The sequence below is a fragment of the Streptomyces sp. LX-29 genome, from assembly GCF_029541745.1.
In the GTDB taxonomy this organism is placed as follows: Bacteria; Actinomycetota; Actinomycetes; order Streptomycetales; family Streptomycetaceae; genus Streptomyces.
The window spans coordinates 5941005-5960413 of sequence record NZ_CP089746.1 but is presented as its reverse complement, the minus strand read 5'-3'; the positions used below and the strand labels follow the sequence as shown (position 1 = coordinate 5960413).

The following is a 19409-nucleotide window of genomic DNA, read 5'->3' as shown; positions in this document are numbered from 1 at the left end:
GCGAGGCATGAAGACTCCCGCGAGCCGCAGGCTGCCGCCGCCCGCCACGCTGTCGCTGTGCTGCGCGGCGCTCCTGGTGGCCTGTAGCGCGGGCGGCACGGAGACGGCGGGGCGTTCGCGGGTGCCGGCGCCGGCACCGAAGGTGTCGGCGCGCGCCACGGCCCCGCCCGACGACCCGCGCAAGGGGTACGCGGACGCGGTGGCGGCCGTGCTGCCGTCCGTCGTACAGATCACCGCCGGTGACAGCCTCGGCTCCGGGGTGGTCTACGACGCCCGGGGGCACATCGTCACCAACGCCCATGTGGTCGGCGAGGCCGAGGACTTCGAGGTCACCCTGGCCACCGACAAGAAGCCCCACAAGGCGTCGCTGGTCTCCAGCTATCCGGCGCAGGACCTCGCGGTGATCAAGCTCGACGAGGTGCCGGGCGGGCTGAAGCCCGCCGTCTTCGGCGACTCGTCGAAGATCGAGGTGGGGCACATCGTGCTGGCGATGGGCAGCCCGCTGGGCCTGTCCAGCAGCGTCACCCAGGGCATCGTCTCGGCGGTGGGACGCACCGTCAGCGAGCCCCGGGAGGACGGCGGCACCGGCGCCACCATCAGCAACCTGATCCAGACCTCCGCGCCCATCAACCCCGGCAACAGCGGCGGCGCGCTGGTCAGCCTCGCCAACGAGGTGGTCGGCATCCCCACGCTCGCCGCCACCGACCCGGAGCTCGGCGACGCGGCGGCCGGCATCGGGTTCGCCATCCCCTCCTCCACCGTGACCGACATCGCCGACCAGATCATCGAGGACGGCGAGGTCACCTCCTCGGGCAAGGCGGCGCTCGGCATCACCGGGCGCACCGTGCTCGGCGACGGCTACCGGCCGGCCGGGGTGGCCGTGGTCTCCGTCGCCGACGACGGGGCCGCCGCGCGGGCCGGCCTGAAGTCGGGGGACATCGTCACCGCCGTCGGCGACACCCGGATCACCACCATGCTGTCCCTGATCGAGGCGCTGGCCGCGCACCGACCCGACGACCGGACCACGGTGACCTACGAGCGGAACGGCGCCCCGAACACGGCGCGGGTCACCCTCGGCGAGCTGTGAGCGACGCGCGCCCGGCTACTGCTCCGCGTGCAGGCTCATCGGGCCGTAGATCTCGGTGCCGTCCTCGAAGAGCCACACCTGCTCGACCCCGCCCTCCAGCAGTTCCTTCCACACCTGGCCGATCCACGACTCGGCGTCCCCCTGCGTGCTGAACTCCTCCGGCTCCACGGCCGGCTCCGTACGGGTCCCGTCGGCCTTCTCGAACCGCCACGTCCACGCCATCTACGCCGCCTCCTCGTCCCGTCCTGCTCTCGTCACACTCCTGCCCCGCAGCGTAGTGGCGCGCCACCGGATTCGGGACGGGACGTCGCACGACTCCGTACGGGGTGGCCCCGCGCGCCTGACGTGGCACGACGCGAGACGATCGGGGCGTGGAACTGACTCTCCTGGGCACCGGGGCCCCCGACGGGCTGCCGCGCCACGGCTGCCCCTGCGCGGCCTGCGCCACCGCCATCGGCGACGAGGCGCGCGCCGCGACCGCCGTCCTCGTCGACGGCGCGCTCCTGCTCGATCTCACCCCCGGCCCGGCCTTCGCCGCCGCGCGGGCCGGGCTCTCCCTCGCCGGCGTCCGGCAGGTGCTGCTGTCGCACCCGCACGGCGGCCCGGCGCTGGAGTACCCGGCGGGGCTCCCGGTGCCCGGCCGGGTGCCGGACGGCCGGGAGCTGGTCCTCATCAGCGGGCATCGGATACGCGCGCTCGCGGTGGACGCGCCCGGCACCGGCTACGAGGTGACCGGGCTCGACGGCGACCGGCTGCTGTACCTGCCGCCCGGCGCGGCGGCGTCCGGGCTGCCCGAGCGGCCCGAGCCGTACGCCCTGGTGCTGCTGGACGTCCTGGGCCGGCCCGACGCGCTGGCCCGGCTGCGCGCGGCCGGTGCCGTCGGGCCCACCACCGACGTGGTCGCCGTGCACCTGGACCACGATGTGCCGCCTGGCCCCGAGCTGCACCGCCGACTGGCCGCGGCCGGCGCCCGCGCGGTGCCCGACGGCCAGACGCTGGTCGTCGGCGACTACCACGCCGTGCCCGACCTGCCGCGCCGCACGCTGGTGCTGGGCGGGGCCCGCTCCGGCAAGTCCGTGGAGGCCGAGCGGCGCCTGGACGCCTTCCCCGACGTGGTCTACGTCGCCACCGGGGGCACCCGCGACGGCGACACGGAGTGGGCCGCCCGCGTCGCCCTGCACCGGGAGCGCCGCCCCGTCAGCTGGCGCACCGTCGAGAGCTGCGACCTGGTGCCGCTGCTCGCCGCCGACGGGCCGCCGCTGCTCGTCGACTGCCTGGCGCTGTGGCTGACCGACGCGATGGACGGGGTCGACGCCTGGTCCGACGAGGCCTGGGCCAACGGCGGCGAACGGGCGCTGCGGGAGCGGGTGGCGGAGCTCGTGGCCGCGGTGCGGAACACCCGCCGCTCCGTCGTGGCCGTCAGCAACGAGGTGGGGTCGGGCGTGGTGCCCGCCACGGCAGCGGGGCGCCGCTTCCGGGACGAGCTGGGGCGACTGAACGCGGCGTTCGCGGCGGAGTGCGAGGAGGTCCTTCTGGTCGTGGCCGGCCAGGCGCTCCGCCTGCGCGGCTGACCTGCGGCCGTGGGACGTCGACCGGCCGGTCGACGTCCCGGGCTGTCGGCCGCCCGGCCCGTCGGCGCCCCGTCGGTCGACATCCCAGCCGCTCCGACACCCGGCCGCTCCGCGTCGAGCCCACTGCCGGCCCGGCCGGTCGACGCCCCGGTCGGCTGCCGGCCCGGCCGGCGCCGGCCGGGCTCTCGCTCCCGTCGGTGGAGCCTCGTCGGTGGAGCCCCGCCGATCGATGCCCCGTCGGTCGACGCCCCGTCGGTCGACTTCTCGGCCTGTCGACATCCCAGCCCGGTCCACGTCCCCGCCGGTCGGCGGCCCGGTCGGCCGGCGTCCCGTGCCCTGCCCGTCGTGGATGTCGCCCGATAGGGTGCCTCACGTGAACAGCGGCCTGAATCTCGATGACTTCGTCGACCTGATCGAGCGCCCCGACGGCACCATCCGGCGTGACGCCGAGGAACGCCGGGAGCGGCTCGTCGTGCCCTCCGGATCACTGGGGCGGCTGGACGAACTCGGCGAGTGGCTGAGCGCCGCCCAGGGCGGTGTGCCCGCCCGGCCCATCGAGCAGCCGCGGGTGGTGCTCTTCGCGGGCGACCACGGGGTGGCGGAGCTGGGCGTGTCGGCCCGTCCGGCGGGCTCCGCGCACCGCCTGGTGCGCGCCGTGCTGGACGGCGAGAGCCCCGTCGCCATCCTGGCCCGGCGCTTCGGCACCCCCGTCCGCGTCGTCGACATGGCGCTGGACTGCGACCCGGCCGAGCTCCCCGAGGAGGTCACCCGGCACCGGGTGCGGCGCGGCTCGGGCCGGATCGACGTCGAGGACGCGCTGACGGCGGAGGAGGCCGAGCAGGCGTTCCGCACCGGCATGGCGATCGCCGACGAGGAGGCCGACGCCGGCACGGACCTGCTGGTGCTGGGCGACCTGAGCGTGGGCGGCACCACCGCGGCCGGTGTCCTCATCGCGGCGCTGTGCGGCACCGACGCCTCGGTGGTGACCGGCCGCGGTGGCGGGCGCATCGACGACCTGGCCTGGATGCGCAAGTGCGCGGCGATCCGGGACGCGCTGCGGCGGGCGCGGCCGGTCCTGGGAGACCAGCTGGAGCTGCTGGCGACCTGCGGCGGCGCGGACCTCGCCGCGATCACCGGCTTCCTGCTGCAGAGCGCGGTGCGCCGCACCCCGGTGATCCTGGACGGGGTCGTCTCGGCGGCCGCCGCCCTGGTGGCGCAGCGGGTCGCGTTCCGGGCCCCGGACTGGTGGCTGGCCGGACAGACGAGTGGTGAGCCGGCCCAGGCGAAGGCGCTGGACCGGATCGCGCTCAACCCCCTGCTCGACCACGGCGTCACCGTGGGCGAGGGGGCGGGGGCGCTGCTGGCCCTGCCGATGGTGCAGGCGGCCGCGGCCCTGTCGGCGGAGCTGCCCGAGCGCGCCTAGGGGGTAGGCCGGTTCCGGCGGACGCGCCCAGCGGGTAGCGCACCTAGCGGGTAGGCCGGTTCCGGCGGACTTTCTGGTCGCGGCGCGGCGGGTCGGCACCGCGGACGGTGCGGCCCGCCGCCCCCGTGCCGCCCGCCGCCCCCGTGCGGCGATCCGCGCGGTCACGAGCCCGCCGCGCTCCGGGCCGTGGCGCGCGCACCGCGCGGCAATTTGCCCGATTTACTGGCAAACGCTCCCTCGCCATAAGATCGCTTTTCATGGGAGACGTCCGCTTGAGCCCACCCGTGAGTTCGAAGGATGAGGGCCACACCTGGCCGCGGCGCGGTGCCGCGTTCGCCGTCTGGTACCTGCGTGTCGTCACGTTCATCAACCTGCTCGGGGCGGTGTGGGTGTCGTTCGGCAACGACATCCGCCGCCACAACATGGACGAGTACTTCACGCCGTACCTGCTGACCGCTGGCTTCTTCTCCGGAGCGCTCTCCCTCTTCCTGGCCGTCACCATGCGCCGCCGCAAGCGCGCCGCGTGGATCCTCAACCTGGTGCTGGCGACGCTGCTGCTGGCGGTGATCGTGCTGGCGATGGGGTGGTCGGAGTACCGGCGGCACATCCAGAACTGGATCTCCCTGCTCCTCACCGCGCTGTTCGTGGTCGCGCTGCTGGCGGGCCGGCGGGAGTTCTACGCCAAGGGTGACCGCTCGAACCCGAGGCTGGCGGCGGCGGTGGCAGCCGGCGGGCTGCTGGTCGGCTCGCTGCTGGCGGCCGGCCTGGTGACGGTCACCAACACCGCCCCGGACGACGAGCGCTCCACCTTCCTGGAGCGCTGGCACTACGGCGTGCTGCGGATGGTCTCGCTGGCCGCGGACGACACCCGCTTCGAGGGCATCACCACGCCCGGCTGGGTCAACGTCACCATCAACGTGATGAGCACGGCGCTGATGGTGCTGGTGCTGTACGCGGCCTTCCGGGCCCGCCGCGCCGTCGACCCGATCACCGGGGAGGACGAGGCCCGGCTGCGCGAGCTGCTGGAGCGCTGGGGCGACCGCGACTCGCTCGGCTACTTCGCGCTGCGCCACGACAAGTCCGTGCTGTGGTCCCCCTCGGGCAAGTCCGCCATCACCTACCGCGTGGGCGGCGGCGTCTCGCTCGCCTCCGGCGATCCCATCGGCGACCCGGAGGCGTGGCCGGGCGCCATCGATCCCTGGTTGGCCGAGGCCCGTGAGCACGGCTGGATCCCGGCCGTGATGGGCGCGGGCGAGGAGGCCGGCATGGTCTACGCCCGGCACGGGATGGACGCGCTGGAGCTGGGCGACGAGGCGATCGTCGACACCGACGAGTTCACCCTGGAGGGCCGCGCGATGCGCACCGTCCGCCAGGCGTACAACCGGGTCAAGCGGGCCGGCTACACGGTCCGCATCCGCCGCCACGAGGACATCCCCGAGGAGGAGATGGCCGAGCTGCTGCGGCTGGCGGACGACTGGCGGGACGGCGAGACCGAGCGCGGCTTCTCCATGGCGCTGGGCCGTCTCGGCGACCCGCGCGACGGCCGCTGCGCGATGCTCACCTGCGCGGACGCCGAGGGACGGCCGCGCGCGCTGCTGAGCTTCGCGCCCTGGGGCGCCAAGGGCCTGTCGCTGGACCTGATGCGGCGTGACCGCGACTCCGACAACGGTCTGATGGAGTTCATGGTGCTGGAGCTGATCCAGCGCTCGCGCGAGGTGGGCGTCGACCAGATCTCGCTCAACTTCGCGATGTTCCGCTCCGTCTTCGAGCGCGGCTCCCGGCTGGGCGCCGGCCCGGTGCTGCGGCTGTGGCGCTCCCTGCTGAGCTTCTTCTCCCGCTGGTGGCAGATCGAGTCGCTGTACCGCGCCAACGCCAAGTACCGCCCCATCTGGGAACCGCGCTACCTGCTCTTCGAGAAGAGCACCGACCTGCCGCGCATCGCCATCGCCGCCGCCCGCGCGGAGGGCTTCCTGGAGGCGCCCGGACTCCCGAAGTGGCTCAACCGCAAGCACCTGGAGCGCGCCGCCGACTCGGCCGACCCCCGGCAGGAGTCGTCCCAGACCACTCGGTCGAGGCCGTGAACCCCACCGCGCACCGCGCGGTCGCGGCACTCGGCCGCGCCGCGCGGGCCGAGTGGGGCCCGCTGGTCGCGGCCGTACGGAGCGCGCTGTGGCGCAGGCGGTTCGCCGCGGTGCCGCTCGCGCTGACCGCGGTCGCCCTGACCGGGCTGTGCCAGCTGGTGCAGAACCAGTCCTGGGGGTACGGGCCGATCCAGCGCCTCGGGGTCGTCGAGGCGTCCCAACCGTGGTGGCTGGCGCTGCCGCACACCCCGCTGTCGCTGTTCGTGCCCGCGCTCGACCTGCCGGTGTGGGGCGCGCTCGCCCAACTGCTGATCGTCTTCGGTGTGGCCGAGCTGTGCCTGGGCCCGCCGCGCACGCTGCTCATCGCCTACGGCGCGACGCTGGCGGGCACGATGTACGCCTTGCTGGGCGTCGCCGTGGGGCCCGACGGCCTCCTGGGGCTGCCCGCCCGGGACGCGCAGGACACCGGGCCCTCGGCGGCGGTCGTGGGGCTGGTGGTCTACGTCTGCTGGCGCTACCGCGCCCGGTTCACCTGCGCGGTGGTGGCGGGTGCCATGGTGGTCGAGGCGCTGCTCAAGCCCAACCTGGCGGGCAAGGAGCACGTGGCCGCCGTCGCCGCGGTGCTGGTGGTGTGCGCCGTGGGCGAGGCGTGGCGCCGGCGGGTCGGGACCCGCCGGCGCCGGCGGCCGCGCCCGCGCGGCCCGCGTCCGGCTACGGCAGCGCGAGCACCCGCGCGGACGCCGACGACGCGGTCCCGGCCCGCACCGCCCACCCGCCCGCTCGGGGGCCCGCCGCCGCCCGGTCGCCCAGCGGGCGTCCCGGCGCTGAGCGTCCGCGGTGACGGCGCCCCGTACCCCGGGCAGCGCCCGTCACCGCACGGCCGGCTGCGGCCGCGCGCGCCCTGCGCTCGCCCCCGGGTCCCGTCAGCTGAAGCCGCCCACCCAGTCGCCCAGCTTGCGTCGCACCGCGGTCCAGCGGGCGTCGTGGCGGTCGGCGCGGACCCGCGCCGTGGCGCGGGCGCGGGGGCGGTGGCGGTAGAAGCGGCGGGCCCAGGGGGATTCGGGGCGAGCCAGGCGGACGGCGCCGAACAGGGCGACCGGGGGGACCAGCACGCCGATCACCGCCATGCGCAGCTTGCCCTTGGTGAGGGCGAGCAGCGCGACGAGGAAGTTGAGGGCCACGTTGAGCGCCACGGCGAGGCGGTCCTGCTGCTCGGTGTCGGACAGGTCGTTGACGCCGAACGGCAGGAACCCGCTGAGCAGCAGCAGGACCATGGCCGCGGTGACCACCACGACCTCCACGCTCTTGCGGCCCTGTTCGGTCCAGTAGACGTCGTGCAGATGCAGGATCAGCGCGAACTCGTCCAGGACCAGCCCCGCGCCCGCCCCGAAGATCACCGCCGAGAGGTAGGCGCCCAGGCCGTGGTCCCCGCTGGCGACGGCGCCGAAGCCGCCGCCGACGGTGAGCAGGACGCCGGGCACGACGTGGTGGATGTGCAGCCCGCCCGGGGTGACGTTGCGGAAGGGCCCCTTGCCGGCCTTGATCATCCGCGTGATCACCCGGATGACCACGAAGGAGACGATGAACGCGGTCAGCGCGAGGAACAGCGGCAGCTTGCCGGGCTCGACGATGTTCCGGTACCACCAGTTGCCCACGTCGCGACTCCCAGGACCGCCCTTCGGCCTCCCAGCCTGCGCGATAGCCTGCCGCGCGATGGACACCACGCCGCAGCAGTCGCCCGCACGCCCGCCCGAGCCGCCGCGCGTGCCGCGCGCGCCCTGGGTCGACGGGGCGCGCTTCGCCTTCGGCACGCTGACCGTGCTTCCGGTGCGGGTCGCGCGCTGGGACCGGGGCGCGGCGCACGCGGGCATGCTGTGCGCTCCGCTGACCGGGTTGGTCGTGGGGCTCTTCGCGGCCGCGCTCGGCGGCGTGCTGATGCTGTGCGGCTCCGGCCCGCTGCTCGCGGCGGTGGCCACGGTCGCCGTGCCCGCCGCGCTCACCCGCGGGCTGCACCTGGACGGGCTCGCGGACACCGCGGACGGACTGGGCAGCGGCAAGCCGGCGGAGGACGCGCTGCGCATCATGAAGCAGTCGGACATCGGCCCGTTCGGCGTCATCACCCTGCTGCTCGTGCTGCTCGCGCAGGTCGCGGCGGGGTACGAGCTGTACGCGGACCACTGGGCGCTCGGCGCCGCCGCGGCCGCCGTCGCGGGCACCGCCGCCCGCTGCGCACTCACGCTGGCCGCCCGGTCCGGGGTGCCCGCCGCGCGCCCCGAGGGTCTGGGCGCCGCCGTCGCCGGTGCCGTCCCCGTCCGGTCCGCCGCGGTCGCCGTCACGCTGGTCGTCGTCGGCTGCGCCGGCTGCGGCGCCCTGTTCGGCCCGTACGCGGCCGTCCGGTTCGCGTTCGCCGCGCTCGCCGCGCTCGCCGCCGCCGAACTCCTGCTCCGCCACTGCCGCCGTCGCTTCGGCGGCGTCACCGGCGACGTCTTCGGGGCGCTCGCCGAGGCCGCCGCGACCACGGCCCTCGTCGTCCTCACCTTCGGCAGCTGACCGCAGCCGACCGCAGCTGACGGTCCCTCCGGGCGCCCGCCCGGCCACCACCCCGCCGCGGGCCACTCGCCGGCCGCCCCGGCCGACCTTCCCGCCCGGCGCTCCCGGCCGCCGTCGCCCGCCCGCGGCGTTCACCCGCTCTCCCGGCTCGAACATCCCTACCCCACGCGGCACTTGGCGCCGCGGTGACGGCGCGCGCCGCGGCGGCGCGAACCGGAGGGGACGGGTCCGCCGCATCCGGCGTCTTTCCCGTACGGACAACCGCCCTTCGCGTTGTGGCCAACGCACGGCCGCCCACCGCCACCGACCCGGTAAGGGGTTAGGCTCACAACGGCCCATAAAGCCACGCCACCGCGGAAGCGGAACCGCGCGGCTGACTCACCCATCGGCCGAGGAACCAAGGGAAGAGGGACCCCACCACCGTGACTGCACTCACTCTCAGCACCTCCTCCGCGGCGACCCTGCGCGCAGACGCCGTCGTCATCGGCGTGGCGAAGGGAGCCAAGGGCCCCGTCGTCGCCCCCGGCGCCGAGGCCGTGGACTCCGCGTTCGACGGCAAGCTGGCCGGCGTTCTGGAGACCCTCGGCGCGAGCGGCGCCGAGGGCGAGGTGACCAAGCTGCCGGCCCCGGCCGGCTTCAAGGCCCCGGTCGTGGTCGCGGTCGGTCTCGGCGACGCCCCGACCCGGGAGGACGGCGCCGACGGGCGGTACGACGCCGAGACGCTGCGCCGCGCGGCCGGCGCCGCCGCTCGCGCGCTGACCGGCGCCAAGAAGGGCGCGTTCGCGCTGCCGCTGGCGGACGCGGAGGACGCCGCCGCCGTCGCCGAGGGCGCGCTGCTGGGCGCGTACGCGTTCACCACGCACCGCAGCAACGGGGACGACAGGAAGAAGGCCAACGGCGCCCCGCTCGCCGAGGTCGCCCTGCTCGGCGCCAAGCCGCGCGACAAGGCGTTCAAGGCCGCCGCCGAGCGCGCCACCACGCTGGCCGCCGAGGTCAACCGGGCTCGTGACCTGATCAACACCGCCCCCAACGTGCTGGACCCGAAGGCGTTCGCCGCCGAGGCCCAGGCCGCCGCCAAGGAGCACGGCCTGAAGGTCGAGGTGCTCGACGAGAAGGCGCTGAAGAAGGGCGGCTACGGAGGCATCCTCGGCGTCGGCCAGGGCTCGGAGGCCCCGCCGCGCCTGGTGAAGATCGCCTACACCCACCCCAAGGCGGCCAAGACGCTCGCCCTGGTCGGCAAGGGCATCACCTACGACTCGGGCGGCATCTCCCTCAAGCCGGCCGGCCACAACGAGACGATGAAGTGCGACATGAGCGGCGCGGCCGCCGTGTTCTCCGCCGTCGTCGCCGCCGCCCGACTGGGCCTCGAGGTCAATGTGACCGGCTGGCTGGCGCTCGCCGAGAACATGCCGTCCGGCTCCGCCACCCGTCCGGGCGACGTCCTCACCATGTACAGCGGCAAGACCGTGGAGGTGCTGAACACCGACGCCGAGGGCCGGCTGGTGCTCGCCGACGCGCTCACCCGCGCCTCGGAGGAGCGGCCGGACGCGATCGTGGACGTCGCCACCCTGACCGGCGCGATGGTGCTCGCGCTGGGCAACCGCACCTTCGGGATCATGGCCAACGACGACGCCTTCCGCGCCGCGATCCACGAGATCGCCGAGGAGGTCGGCGAGCAGGCCTGGCCGATGCCGCTCCCCGCCGAGCTGCGCAAGGGCATGGACTCGCCGGTGGCGGACATCGCCAACATGGGCGAGCGGATGGGCGGCGGCCTGGTGGCCGGTCTGTTCCTGAAGGAGTTCATCGGCGAGGGGATCACCTGGGCCCACCTGGACATCGCGGGCCCGGCCTTCAACGAGTCCGGTCCCTTCGGCTACACCCCCAAGGGCGGCACCGGCTCGGCCGTGCGCACCCTGGTCCGGCTGGCCGAGCGCACCGCCGCGGGCGACCTGGGCTGACGGCCCGACGCGGTCCCGGGACCACGCCCCCGGGACCGCGTCGACCCCGTTGGAATGTCCGGGGTCACCACCGCGTTACCGCAGCCACGACTGATTTCGCCCTCAACGAAATCCGTCGTTACCCCCACCTCGGTAATACGCATGAGTAACCCCCGCGCGCCCCGCGACGGATGTCTCACACCACGGGCCCCGCGTCCCGCCGCCCGCCAACAAGTGCGAAGATGTTGTCCCGGCAGGACAGGGCCCCCACAGGGCCGAAGCAATCAGCGGCCGAACCACAGCCGCCGCCCGGTCACCGACGACCGGCCCCGGCGCACCCATGCATGGAGGACGTGACGTGGCGAACGACGCCAGCACCGTTTTCGACCTAGTGATCCTCGGTGGCGGAAGCGGTGGTTACGCCGCCGCGCTGCGAGGTGCTCAGCTGGGCCTGGACGTCGCACTGATCGAGAAGAACAAGCTCGGCGGCACCTGCCTGCACAACGGCTGCATCCCCACGAAGGCCCTGCTGCACGCCGGCGAGGTCGCCGACCAGGCGCGCGAGGCCGAGCAGTTCGGTGTCAAGGCCACCTTCGAGGGCATCGACATCAACGCCGTCCACAAGTACAAGGACGACGTGATCGCGGGCCTCTACAAGGGCCTGCAGGGCCTGGTCGCCTCCCGCAAGGTGACCTACATCGAGGGTGAGGGCCGGCTGTCCTCCCCCACCTCCGTCGACGTGAACGGCCAGCGCATCCAGGGCCGCCACATCCTGCTGGCGACCGGCTCCGTGCCGAAGTCGCTGCCGGGCCTGGAGATCGACGGCAACCGCATCATCTCCTCCGACCACGCGCTGACGCTGGACCGGGTCCCGAAGTCCGCGATCATCCTGGGCGGCGGCGTCATCGGCGTCGAGTTCGCCTCCGCGTGGAAGTCCTTCGGCACCGACGTCACCGTCGTCGAGGGCCTGAAGCACCTGGTCCCGGTCGAGGACGAGAACAGCTCGAAGCTTCTTGAGCGCGCCTTCCGCAAGCGCGGCATCAAGTTCAACCTGGGCACCTTCTTCGAGAAGGCCGAGTACACCGCCGACGGCGTCCAGGTGACGCTGGCCGACGGCAAGACCTTCGAGGCCGAGGTGCTGCTCGTCGCCATCGGCCGCGGCCCGGTCTCCCAGGGCCTGGGCTACGAGGAGGCCGGGGTCGCCATGGACCGCGGCTACGTCCTGGTCGACGAGTACATGCGCACCAACGTGCCGACCATCTCGGCCGTCGGTGACCTCGTCCCGACCCTCCAGCTCGCGCACGTGGGCTTCGCCGAGGGCATCCTGGTGGCGGAGCGGCTGGCCGGTCTGAAGACCGTGCCGATCGACTACGACGGCGTGCCGCGCGTCACCTACTGCCACCCCGAGGTCGCCTCGGTCGGCATCACCGAGGCCAAGGCCAAGGAGCTGTACGGCGCCGACAAGGTCGTCGCCCTCAAGTACAACCTGGCCGGCAACGGCAAGAGCAAGATCCTCAAGACCGCGGGCGAGATCAAGCTCGTGCAGGTCCGCGACGGCGCCGTCGTCGGCGTCCACATGGTCGGCGACCGTATGGGCGAGCAGGTCGGCGAGGCGCAGCTGATCTACAACTGGGAGGCGCTGCCCGCCGAGGTCGCGCAGCTCATCCACGCGCACCCGACGCAGAACGAGGCGCTCGGCGAGGCGCACCTGGCCCTGGCCGGCAAGCCGCTGCACTCCCACGACTAATCAGTCCGGGCGCGAACCATCCGCACAGATCGTTAGGAGCAACCGAAACCATGGCGGTTTCCGTAACCCTGCCGGCGCTCGGCGAGAGCGTCACCGAGGGCACCGTCACCCGCTGGCTGAAGGCCGAGGGCGAACGTGTCGAGGCCGACGAGCCGCTGCTTGAGGTCTCGACCGACAAGGTCGACACCGAGATCCCGGCGCCCGCGTCGGGCATCCTCACCTCCATCAAGGTGGCCGAGGACGAGACGGTCGAGGTCGGCGCCGAGCTGGCCCTGATCGACGACGGCAGCGGCGCCCCCGCCGAGGCCCCGGCCCCGGCCGCCGCCGAGGCCGCTGCCACGGTCGTCGAGGCCCCGGCCGCGCAGCCCGAGCCCACCCCGGCCCCGGCCGCCGAGGCCCCGGCCCCCGCCGCCGTCGGTGCCGCCGGCACCGACGTGGTGCTGCCGGCGCTCGGCGAGAGCGTCACCGAGGGCACCGTGACCCGCTGGCTCAAGGAGGTCGGCGAGTCCGTCGAGGCCGACGAGCCGCTGCTCGAGGTCTCCACCGACAAGGTCGACACCGAGATCCCCGCCCCGGTCGCCGGTGTGCTGCTGGAGATCGTGGTCGGCGAGGACGAGACCGCCGAGGTCGGCGCCAAGCTCGCCGTGATCGGCGCCGCGGGTGCCGCTCCGGCCGCCGCGCCTGCTCCGGCCGCCCCGGCCCCGGCCGCGCAGCCCGAGCCGACCCCGGCTCCGGCCCCGGTCGCCGAGGCCCCGGCCCCGGCTCCGGCCGCCCCCGCGCCGGCTCCGGCTCCGGCCGCCCCGGCCCCGCAGGCCGCCGCTCCGGCGCCGGCCGCGCCGGCCCCGGTCACCCCGGCCCCGGCCGCCGGTGGCGAGGGCGCGTACGTCACCCCGCTGGTGCGCAAGCTCGCCGCCGAGAGCGGCGTGGACCTGGGCTCCGTCCAGGGCAGCGGCGTCGGCGGTCGCATCCGCAAGCAGGACGTCATCGCCGCCGCGGAGGCCGCCAAGGCCGCCGCGCAGGCTCCGGCTCCGGCCGCCGCCCCGGCCGCCGCAGCGCCGAAGGCCGCCGCGGCCGAGGTGTCGCCGCTGCGCGGCCAGACCGTCAAGATGACCCGGATGCGCAAGGTCATCGGCGACAACATGATGAAGGCCCTGCACGGCCAGGCCCAGCTGACCAGCGTGGTCGAGGTGGACATCACCAAGGTCATGAAGCTGCGCGGCAAGGCCAAGGAGTCCTTCCTGGCCCGCGAGGGCGTCAAGCTGTCCCCGATGCCGTTCTTCGTCAAGGCGGCGGCCCAGGCGCTGAAGGCCCACCCGGTCATCAACGCCCGGATCAACGAGGACGAGGGCACCATCACGTACTTCGACTCGGAGAACATCGGCATCGCCGTGGACTCCGAGAAGGGTCTGATGACGCCGGTCATCAAGGGCGCGGGCAACCTCAACCTGGCCGGCATCGCCAAGGCGACCGCCGACCTGGCGGGCAAGGTCCGGGCCAGCAAGATCACCCCGGACGAGCTCTCCGGCGCGACCTTCACGATCAGCAACACCGGCTCGCGCGGTGCGCTGTTCGACACGGTCATCGTGCCGCCGAACCAGGTCGCGATCCTGGGCATCGGCGCCACCGTCAAGCGCCCGGTGGTCGTCGAGACCGAGGAGGGCACGGTCATCGCGGTCCGCGACATGACCTACCTGTCCCTCTCCTACGACCACCGTCTGGTGGACGGCGCCGACGCCGCTCGCTACCTGACGGCGGTCAAGGCGATCCTGGAGGCGGGCGAGTTCGAGGTCGAGCTCGGCCTGTAAGGCGCGGCTGCGGGCCCCGCGCCTGTAAGCCACTCCACAGCACGGCGGTGCCCCGTCCGGAACTCTCCGGGCGGGGCACCGCCGTATTGTCTAGGCATCGCCTGTTCCTCGAAGGAGCCTTCATGACCGTCCCCGCCGTCCATTCGCTGCGCGAACAGATCCGCGAGCACATCGTGGAGGGCATCGTCAGCGGGCGCTGGAAGCCGGGCGAGCGGATCGTGGAGCGGCGGATCGCCACCGAACTGGAGGTCAGTCAGACCCCCGTACGGGAGGCGCTGCGCGAGCTGGAGGCGCTTCGGCTGATCGAGTCGGCCCCCAACAAGGGCGTGCGGGTGCGCAATCTGACCGCTTCCGACCTGGAGGAGATCTACCCGGTGCGGGCGGGGCTGGAGCAGATCGCGGCGGAGCTGGCGGCGCCCCGACTGGCCGCCGACGTCTCCGTGCTGGAGCCGTCGGTGGCGGCGCTCTACGAGGCGGACCGCAAGGCCGACGGCGAGGCCCAGGTGCGGCACACCGTCGCCTTCCACCGCGAGCTGGTGCGGGCGGCCGGGAACAGCGTGCTGCTGCACACCTGGGAGGGGCTGGGAATCGAGGTGTTCACGGCGCTGTCGATCCGCTGGCTGGGTACCCGTCAGCAGTCGTACGCGGAGGAGCACGAGGCGCTCGTGGAGGCGTTCCGGAGGCGCGATCCGGGGATCGGGCAGTTGGTGAAGGAACACGTGCTGGGCTGCGCCCCGCACGCGTAGTCCCGCCCCCTCCCTCTCAACGGGGCGCGCCCCCGGGCCCCGCTGTCAGGGGCAGAGCCCCTTCCACCCCGGGCTCCCACCCCGGGGCTTCCACCCGGGGCTCCACCCCGGCCCCGCGCTGAGCTGCGGCAGCCCTCCCGACCCCGGGAAGCCCTCCCGAGCCCGGGAAGCCCTCCCGATCCCGGGACTCCGCCTCGGGCCGCCTACGAGAGCCCGATGGACGGCCGGCTCGGCACCGCCGGGCTCCATTGCCCGGGTTGCGCGCCGTCGCGGCGGAATGACTTCCCCGCCCGCCCTCCCCGAAATCCGGGACGCCCCGGCACCCGCCCGAGGTGCCACCGGACCCCACGGCCGGCCCGGCACCGCCGGGCGCCACCACGAGGGTTGCGCGCCGTCGCGGCAAGATGTGATCCCCCCGGCCCGTCGTCAGGGGCAGCCGCCCCCTCCCGCGGCAGCGGCGCAACGGCGAGCCACCACAACGGCACGGACCTGTTGGGCCCACCGAGCCTCAGCCGTCCTGCCCTTGCGGGGCCGCGGGCCGGCTCGGCACCGCCGGGCTCCATCACCTGGGTTGCGCGCCGTCGCGGCGGGATGTGAACCCTCACCCGCCGGACACACCGGGGGCGCGCGCCGTCGCGGCGGAATTACTTCCTCGCCCGCCGGACACACCGGGGGCGCGCGCCATCGCGGCGGGATGTGATCCCCCACCCGCCGGACACACCGGGGGCGCGCGCCGTCGCGGTGGGGTGTGATCCCCCCCGGGCCCGTCGGCAGGGGCAGCCGCCCCCTCCCGCGCGACGGGGAGCCACCACGGCGCCGTGGATCGACCGCATCTTCACCCGACCTCAGCCATCGGGCATTCCAGGCTTTCCCGGCAGTCAAGGAGCCCGTCCACCCCAGACCGGGGTCGGTTACCCCGGTTGCGCGAGGGTTTCAGGGGGCGAGACGGCCGGGCCAGGTGCCCGTTACGTGGCGGTTTATTCCGGCACTCCGTGCCGACTTTCGAGGCACGGAATGCCAATTTCGCCGAATCGAGAACTTTTTCGCCCCCACGCTTTGATCGATCATCGATCAGGGACTTACAGTCAGCGATGGGCTTCATCGAGCCTCTCCGCCCTGTCCTGCCAACTTCAGGGCTTATGCCACCCCCCTAGGGCTTATGCCACCCCTTCGAGTCCGGAAGGCGGCGATCATGACCGACTCCGTAGGCAAGCTTCCGAGCGAGCTCGACCAGCTCCCGGACCGCGACCGCGAGGAGACCGCCGAATGGGCGGACTCCCTCGACGCCGTCGCTCGGGCCGCCGGCCCACATCGCGCCGAGTACCTGCTGCGCCGTACCCTGCAGCACGCCGAGCGCGCCGGCCTGGCGCTGCCCAAGCTGCTGGAGACGGACTACGTCAACACCATCCCGACCGCCGCCGAGCCCGCGCTCGACGGTGACGAGGAGATGGAGCGCCGGATCACCGCCTGGAACCGCTGGAACGCGGCGGCGATGGTCACCCGCGGCTCCAAGCTGGGCGTCGGCGGCCACATCGCCACCTTCGCCTCCGCCGCCTGGCTCTACGAGACCGGCTTCAACCACTTCTTCCGCGGCAAGGAGGCCGACGGCTCGGGCGACCAGCTCTACGTCCAGGGCCACGCCTCGCCCGGCATCTACGCGCGCGCCTTCCTCGACGGCCGCCTCACCGAGCAGCACCTGGACAACTTCCGCCAGGAGGCGGGCGGCGCCGGTCTGCCGTCGTACCCGCACCCGCGGCGGCTGCCCTGGCTGTGGGAGTTCCCGACCGTCTCCATGGGTCTGGGCCCGCTCTCCGCGATCTACCAGGCGCGCTTCAACCGCTATCTGACCAACCGCGGTATCAAGGACACCTCCGGTTCCCACGTCTGGGCCTTCCTCGGCGACGGCGAGATGGACGAGCCGGAGTCGACCGCCGCCCTGGCCCTGGCCGCCCGCGAGCGCCTCGACAACCTGACCTTCGTCATCAACTGCAACCTGCAGCGGCTCGACGGTCCGGTGCGCGCCAACTTCAAGATCGTTCAGGAGCTGGAGGCCCAGTTCCGCGGCGCCGGCTGGAACGTCGTGAAGTCGCTCTGGGGCAACGCCTGGGACGAGCTCTTCCAGCTCGACACCACCGGTGCCCTGGTCCGCCGGCTGCGCGAGGTCCCGGACGCCCAGTTCCAGACCTACGCCACCCGCGACGCCGCCTACATCCGCGAGCACTTCTTCGGCGCCAACCGCGAGCTGGCCCAGCTGGGCGCGCTGCTCACCGACGCCAAGATCCTGGAGTGCTTCCAGACCTCCCGCGGCGGCCACGAGCCGCGCAAGGTGTACGCCGCCTACAAGGCCGCCCTGGAGTTCAAGGGCGCCCCGACGGTGATCCTCGCCCAGACGGTGAAGGGCTACACCCTGGGTGCCGGGTTCGAGTCGAAGAACGCGAACCACCAGATGAAGAAGCTGACGATCGACGAGTTCAAGGGCATGCGCGACCTGCTCGGGCTCCCGATCGCCGACAGCGCCTTCGCCGACGGCCAGGTGCCCTACGGCCACCCGGGCGCCGACTCCCCCGAGGTCCGCTACCTGGAGGAGCGCCGCGCCGCCCTCGGCGGCCCGGCCCCGGCCCGCCGGACGCACGCCGTCCCGGCCCTCCCGGCCCCCGCCGACCGCTCCTTCGCCCCGCTGCTCAAGGGCAGCGGCAAGCAGGAGATGGCGACCACCATGGCCTTCGTCCGCCTGGTCAAGGACCTGATGCGGGACAAGGAGTCCGGCAAGCGCTGGGTGCCGATCGTCCCCGACGAGGCCCGCACCTTCGGCATGGAGTCGCTCTTCCCCTCGGCCGGCATCTACTCGCCGCTGGGCCAGACGTACGAGCCGGTCGACCGCGACCAGCTGATGTACTACAAGGAGGCCAAGGACGGCCAGATCCTCAACGAGGGGATCACCGAGGCCGGCGCCATGGCCGACTTCATCGCCGCCGCCACGTCGTACTCGACGCACGGCGAGACGATGATCCCCTTCTACATCTTCTACTCGATGTTCGGCTGGCAGCGGACCGGCGACCAGATGTGGCAGCTCGCCGACCAGCTCGGCAAGGGCTTCATCGTGGGCGCCACCGCGGGCCGCACCACCCTCACCGGTGAGGGCCTCCAGCACGCCGACGGCCACTCGCACCTGATCGCGGCCACCAACCCGGCCTCGCTCAACTACGACCCGGCCTTCGCGTACGAGATCGCGGTGATCGTCAAGGAGGGTCTGCGCCGGATGTACGGCGAGACCGCCCCGGGCGAGGACTCGGACGTCTTCTACTACCTGACGGTCTACAACGAGCCCAAGCCGCAGCCCGCCATGCCGGAGGGCGTGGAAGAGGGCATCATCAAGGGCCTGTACCGCTTCAAGGAGGGCACGCCGGCGGCCGACGCCCCGCGCGCCCAGCTGCTGGCGTCGGGCACGGCGATCCACTGGGCCCTGGAGGCGCAGGAGCTGCTGGCCGCCGACTGGGGCGTGACCGCGGACGTCTGGTCGGCGACCTCCTGGAGCGAGCTGCGGCGCGACGCGCTGGAGTGCGACGCGGCGCTGCTGCGCGGCGAGGAGCGCGTCCCGTACGTCACCCGTGCCCTGGCCGGCGCCCCCGGCCCGGTGCTCGCGGTCAGCGACTGGATGCGGCAGGTCCCGGACCAGATCAGCCAGTGGGTGGACCAGGACTGGTCCTCCCTCGGCACCGACGGCTTCGGTCTGTCCGACACCCGCGACGCGGCCCGGCGCCACTTCGGCGTCGACGCCCAGTCGATCGTCGTCGCGGTGCTGGCGCAGCTGGCGCGGCGTGGCGAGGTCAAGGCGGAGACGGTGCGGGAGGCGGCGGCCCGGTACGGGCTGTGACCCTCCGCCGGGCCGGCGGGCACTGAGCCCGCCCGGCGCCCGGCCGGGGTCCGGTGACGGACCCGATGAACGACCCGAAGGGGGCGTGCGGTGATTCCGCGCGCCCCCTTCGCGCGTCGTAGGCGCCGTACCCGCCCCGGCTTCGCCCGATCACGCTCCGAGTCGATGTCGTCGCACTACGGTGGTGCGGGACAGCACCGGCGGGGGAGTCGGCGCGCGGCACGGTGGGGGGCACCCAGGTGGGACGGCGTGAGCCCGTGGGCGATCTGGTCGTGGTGGTTCCGGGCATCCTGGGCAGCCGACTGGCCGATCGCGACGGCAAGGAGGTCTGGGGCCTGTCGGGCGGCGCGCTGTGGCGGGGCATCCGCACCCTGGGCGGCTCGGTGCGCGACCTCCGGCTCCCCGACGACATCGGCGACGACCACCCGGGCGACGGCGTCCGCCCGATCGGCCTCCTCCACGACCTGCACGCGCTGCCCGGGGTGGGCCCGTTGGTCGACGGCTACTCCGGGCTGCTGCACTGACTCGAACAGCACTTCACGCTGCGCCGTCGAGCGCCGAAGGAGCCGGCCACCACCCCGGCCAACC

The 19409-nt window shown here is 73.9% G+C and carries 13 protein-coding genes and 1 pseudogene; 12 read left to right on the top strand and 2 right to left on the bottom strand.

Features of this window, described 5'->3' with window-relative positions; all coding sequences use genetic code 11:
* Positions 1 to 7: 7 nt before the first annotated feature.
* A complete protein-coding gene (locus LRS74_RS25105) occupies positions 8 to 1087 on the top strand; it encodes a trypsin-like peptidase domain-containing protein (RefSeq protein WP_277743127.1) in 1080 nt (359 codons plus the stop codon).
* A 15-nt stretch (positions 1088 to 1102) separates the two neighbouring features.
* On the opposite strand, the gene LRS74_RS25100 is transcribed toward LRS74_RS25105, so the two are convergent.
* Positions 1103 to 1309 carry a hypothetical protein gene (locus LRS74_RS25100; RefSeq protein ID WP_144384831.1) on the bottom strand — a complete coding sequence of 69 codons (207 nt, stop codon included), beginning with the start codon at positions 1307 to 1309 and terminating at the stop codon, positions 1103 to 1105.
* A 149-nt stretch (positions 1310 to 1458) separates the two neighbouring features.
* On the opposite strand from LRS74_RS25100, the gene LRS74_RS25095 reads away from it, so the two are divergent.
* The 4 genes and pseudogenes from LRS74_RS25095 to LRS74_RS25080 form a co-directional block, all read left to right on the top strand.
* A complete protein-coding gene (locus tag LRS74_RS25095; RefSeq protein WP_277743126.1) occupies positions 1459 to 2658 on the top strand; it encodes a bifunctional adenosylcobinamide kinase/adenosylcobinamide-phosphate guanylyltransferase in 1200 nt (399 codons plus the stop codon).
* 385 nt (positions 2659 to 3043) lie between these two features.
* Complete coding sequence (gene cobT / locus LRS74_RS25090) at positions 3044 to 4081, top strand: nicotinate-nucleotide--dimethylbenzimidazole phosphoribosyltransferase (RefSeq protein WP_277744922.1); 1038 nt, start codon at positions 3044 to 3046, stop codon at positions 4079 to 4081.
* A 257-nt stretch (positions 4082 to 4338) separates the two neighbouring features.
* The gene (locus LRS74_RS25085; protein WP_277743125.1) at positions 4339 to 6162 is read left to right on the top strand and encodes a phosphatidylglycerol lysyltransferase domain-containing protein; all 1824 of its coding nucleotides are present in this window, start codon (positions 4339 to 4341) and stop codon (positions 6160 to 6162) included.
* Positions 6159 to 6809 (top strand): annotated as a pseudogene (locus LRS74_RS25080) (hypothetical protein); the annotation flags it as partial. The gene LRS74_RS25085 and the pseudogene LRS74_RS25080, both read left to right, overlap by 4 nt.
* A gap of 276 nt (positions 6810 to 7085) precedes the next feature.
* Here LRS74_RS25080 and LRS74_RS25075 read toward each other — a convergent pair.
* Complete coding sequence (locus LRS74_RS25075; protein ID WP_277743124.1) at positions 7086 to 7817, bottom strand: hypothetical protein; 732 nt, start codon at positions 7815 to 7817, stop codon at positions 7086 to 7088.
* Between the two features lie 58 nt (positions 7818 to 7875).
* Between LRS74_RS25075 and LRS74_RS25070 the strand changes: the two genes are divergently transcribed.
* From LRS74_RS25070 to LRS74_RS25040, 7 genes are all read left to right on the top strand, one after another.
* Positions 7876 to 8712, top strand: coding sequence for an adenosylcobinamide-GDP ribazoletransferase (locus LRS74_RS25070; RefSeq protein ID WP_277743123.1), 837 nt, complete (start codon positions 7876 to 7878; stop codon positions 8710 to 8712).
* A 422-nt stretch (positions 8713 to 9134) separates the two neighbouring features.
* Complete coding sequence (locus tag LRS74_RS25065; protein ID WP_277743122.1) at positions 9135 to 10670, top strand: leucyl aminopeptidase; 1536 nt, start codon at positions 9135 to 9137, stop codon at positions 10668 to 10670.
* A 337-nt stretch (positions 10671 to 11007) separates the two neighbouring features.
* Entirely contained in the window at positions 11008 to 12396 is a 1389-nt protein-coding gene (lpdA, locus tag LRS74_RS25060) for a dihydrolipoyl dehydrogenase (protein WP_277743121.1), read from the top strand.
* 50 nt (positions 12397 to 12446) lie between these two features.
* Positions 12447 to 14201, top strand: a complete 1755-nt coding sequence (gene sucB, locus LRS74_RS25055) for a 2-oxoglutarate dehydrogenase, E2 component, dihydrolipoamide succinyltransferase (RefSeq protein ID WP_277743120.1) — start codon at positions 12447 to 12449, stop codon at positions 14199 to 14201.
* A gap of 122 nt (positions 14202 to 14323) precedes the next feature.
* Positions 14324 to 14947, top strand: a complete 624-nt coding sequence (locus LRS74_RS25050) for a GntR family transcriptional regulator (RefSeq protein WP_277743119.1) — start codon at positions 14324 to 14326, stop codon at positions 14945 to 14947.
* Between the two features lie 1192 nt (positions 14948 to 16139).
* On the top strand, positions 16140 to 18821 hold the full coding sequence (aceE, locus tag LRS74_RS25045; RefSeq protein WP_277743118.1) for a pyruvate dehydrogenase (acetyl-transferring), homodimeric type: 2682 nt from the start codon (positions 16140 to 16142) through the stop codon (positions 18819 to 18821).
* A gap of 257 nt (positions 18822 to 19078) precedes the next feature.
* Positions 19079 to 19345, top strand: coding sequence for a hypothetical protein (locus LRS74_RS25040; RefSeq protein WP_277743117.1), 267 nt, complete (start codon positions 19079 to 19081; stop codon positions 19343 to 19345).
* Positions 19346 to 19409 lie beyond the last annotated feature (64 nt).

Excerpts from the sequence above, each read along its gene's own strand:
- LRS74_RS25085 (WP_277743125.1), top strand. The coding sequence starts at position 4,339 with ATGGGAGACGTCCGCTTGAGCCCACCCGTGAGTTCGAAGGATGAGGGC.
- LRS74_RS25050 (WP_277743119.1), top strand. The coding sequence starts at position 14,324 with ATGACCGTCCCCGCCGTCCATTCGCTGCGCGAACAGATCCGCGAGCAC.
- LRS74_RS25070 (WP_277743123.1), top strand. The coding sequence starts at position 7,876 with ATGGACACCACGCCGCAGCAGTCGCCCGCACGCCCGCCCGAGCCGCCG.
- LRS74_RS25100 (WP_144384831.1), bottom strand. The coding sequence starts at position 1,309 with ATGGCGTGGACGTGGCGGTTCGAGAAGGCCGACGGGACCCGTACGGAG.
- aceE (WP_277743118.1), top strand. The coding sequence starts at position 16,140 with ATGACCGACTCCGTAGGCAAGCTTCCGAGCGAGCTCGACCAGCTCCCG.
- sucB (WP_277743120.1), top strand. The coding sequence starts at position 12,447 with ATGGCGGTTTCCGTAACCCTGCCGGCGCTCGGCGAGAGCGTCACCGAG.
- LRS74_RS25105 (WP_277743127.1), top strand. The coding sequence starts at position 8 with ATGAAGACTCCCGCGAGCCGCAGGCTGCCGCCGCCCGCCACGCTGTCG.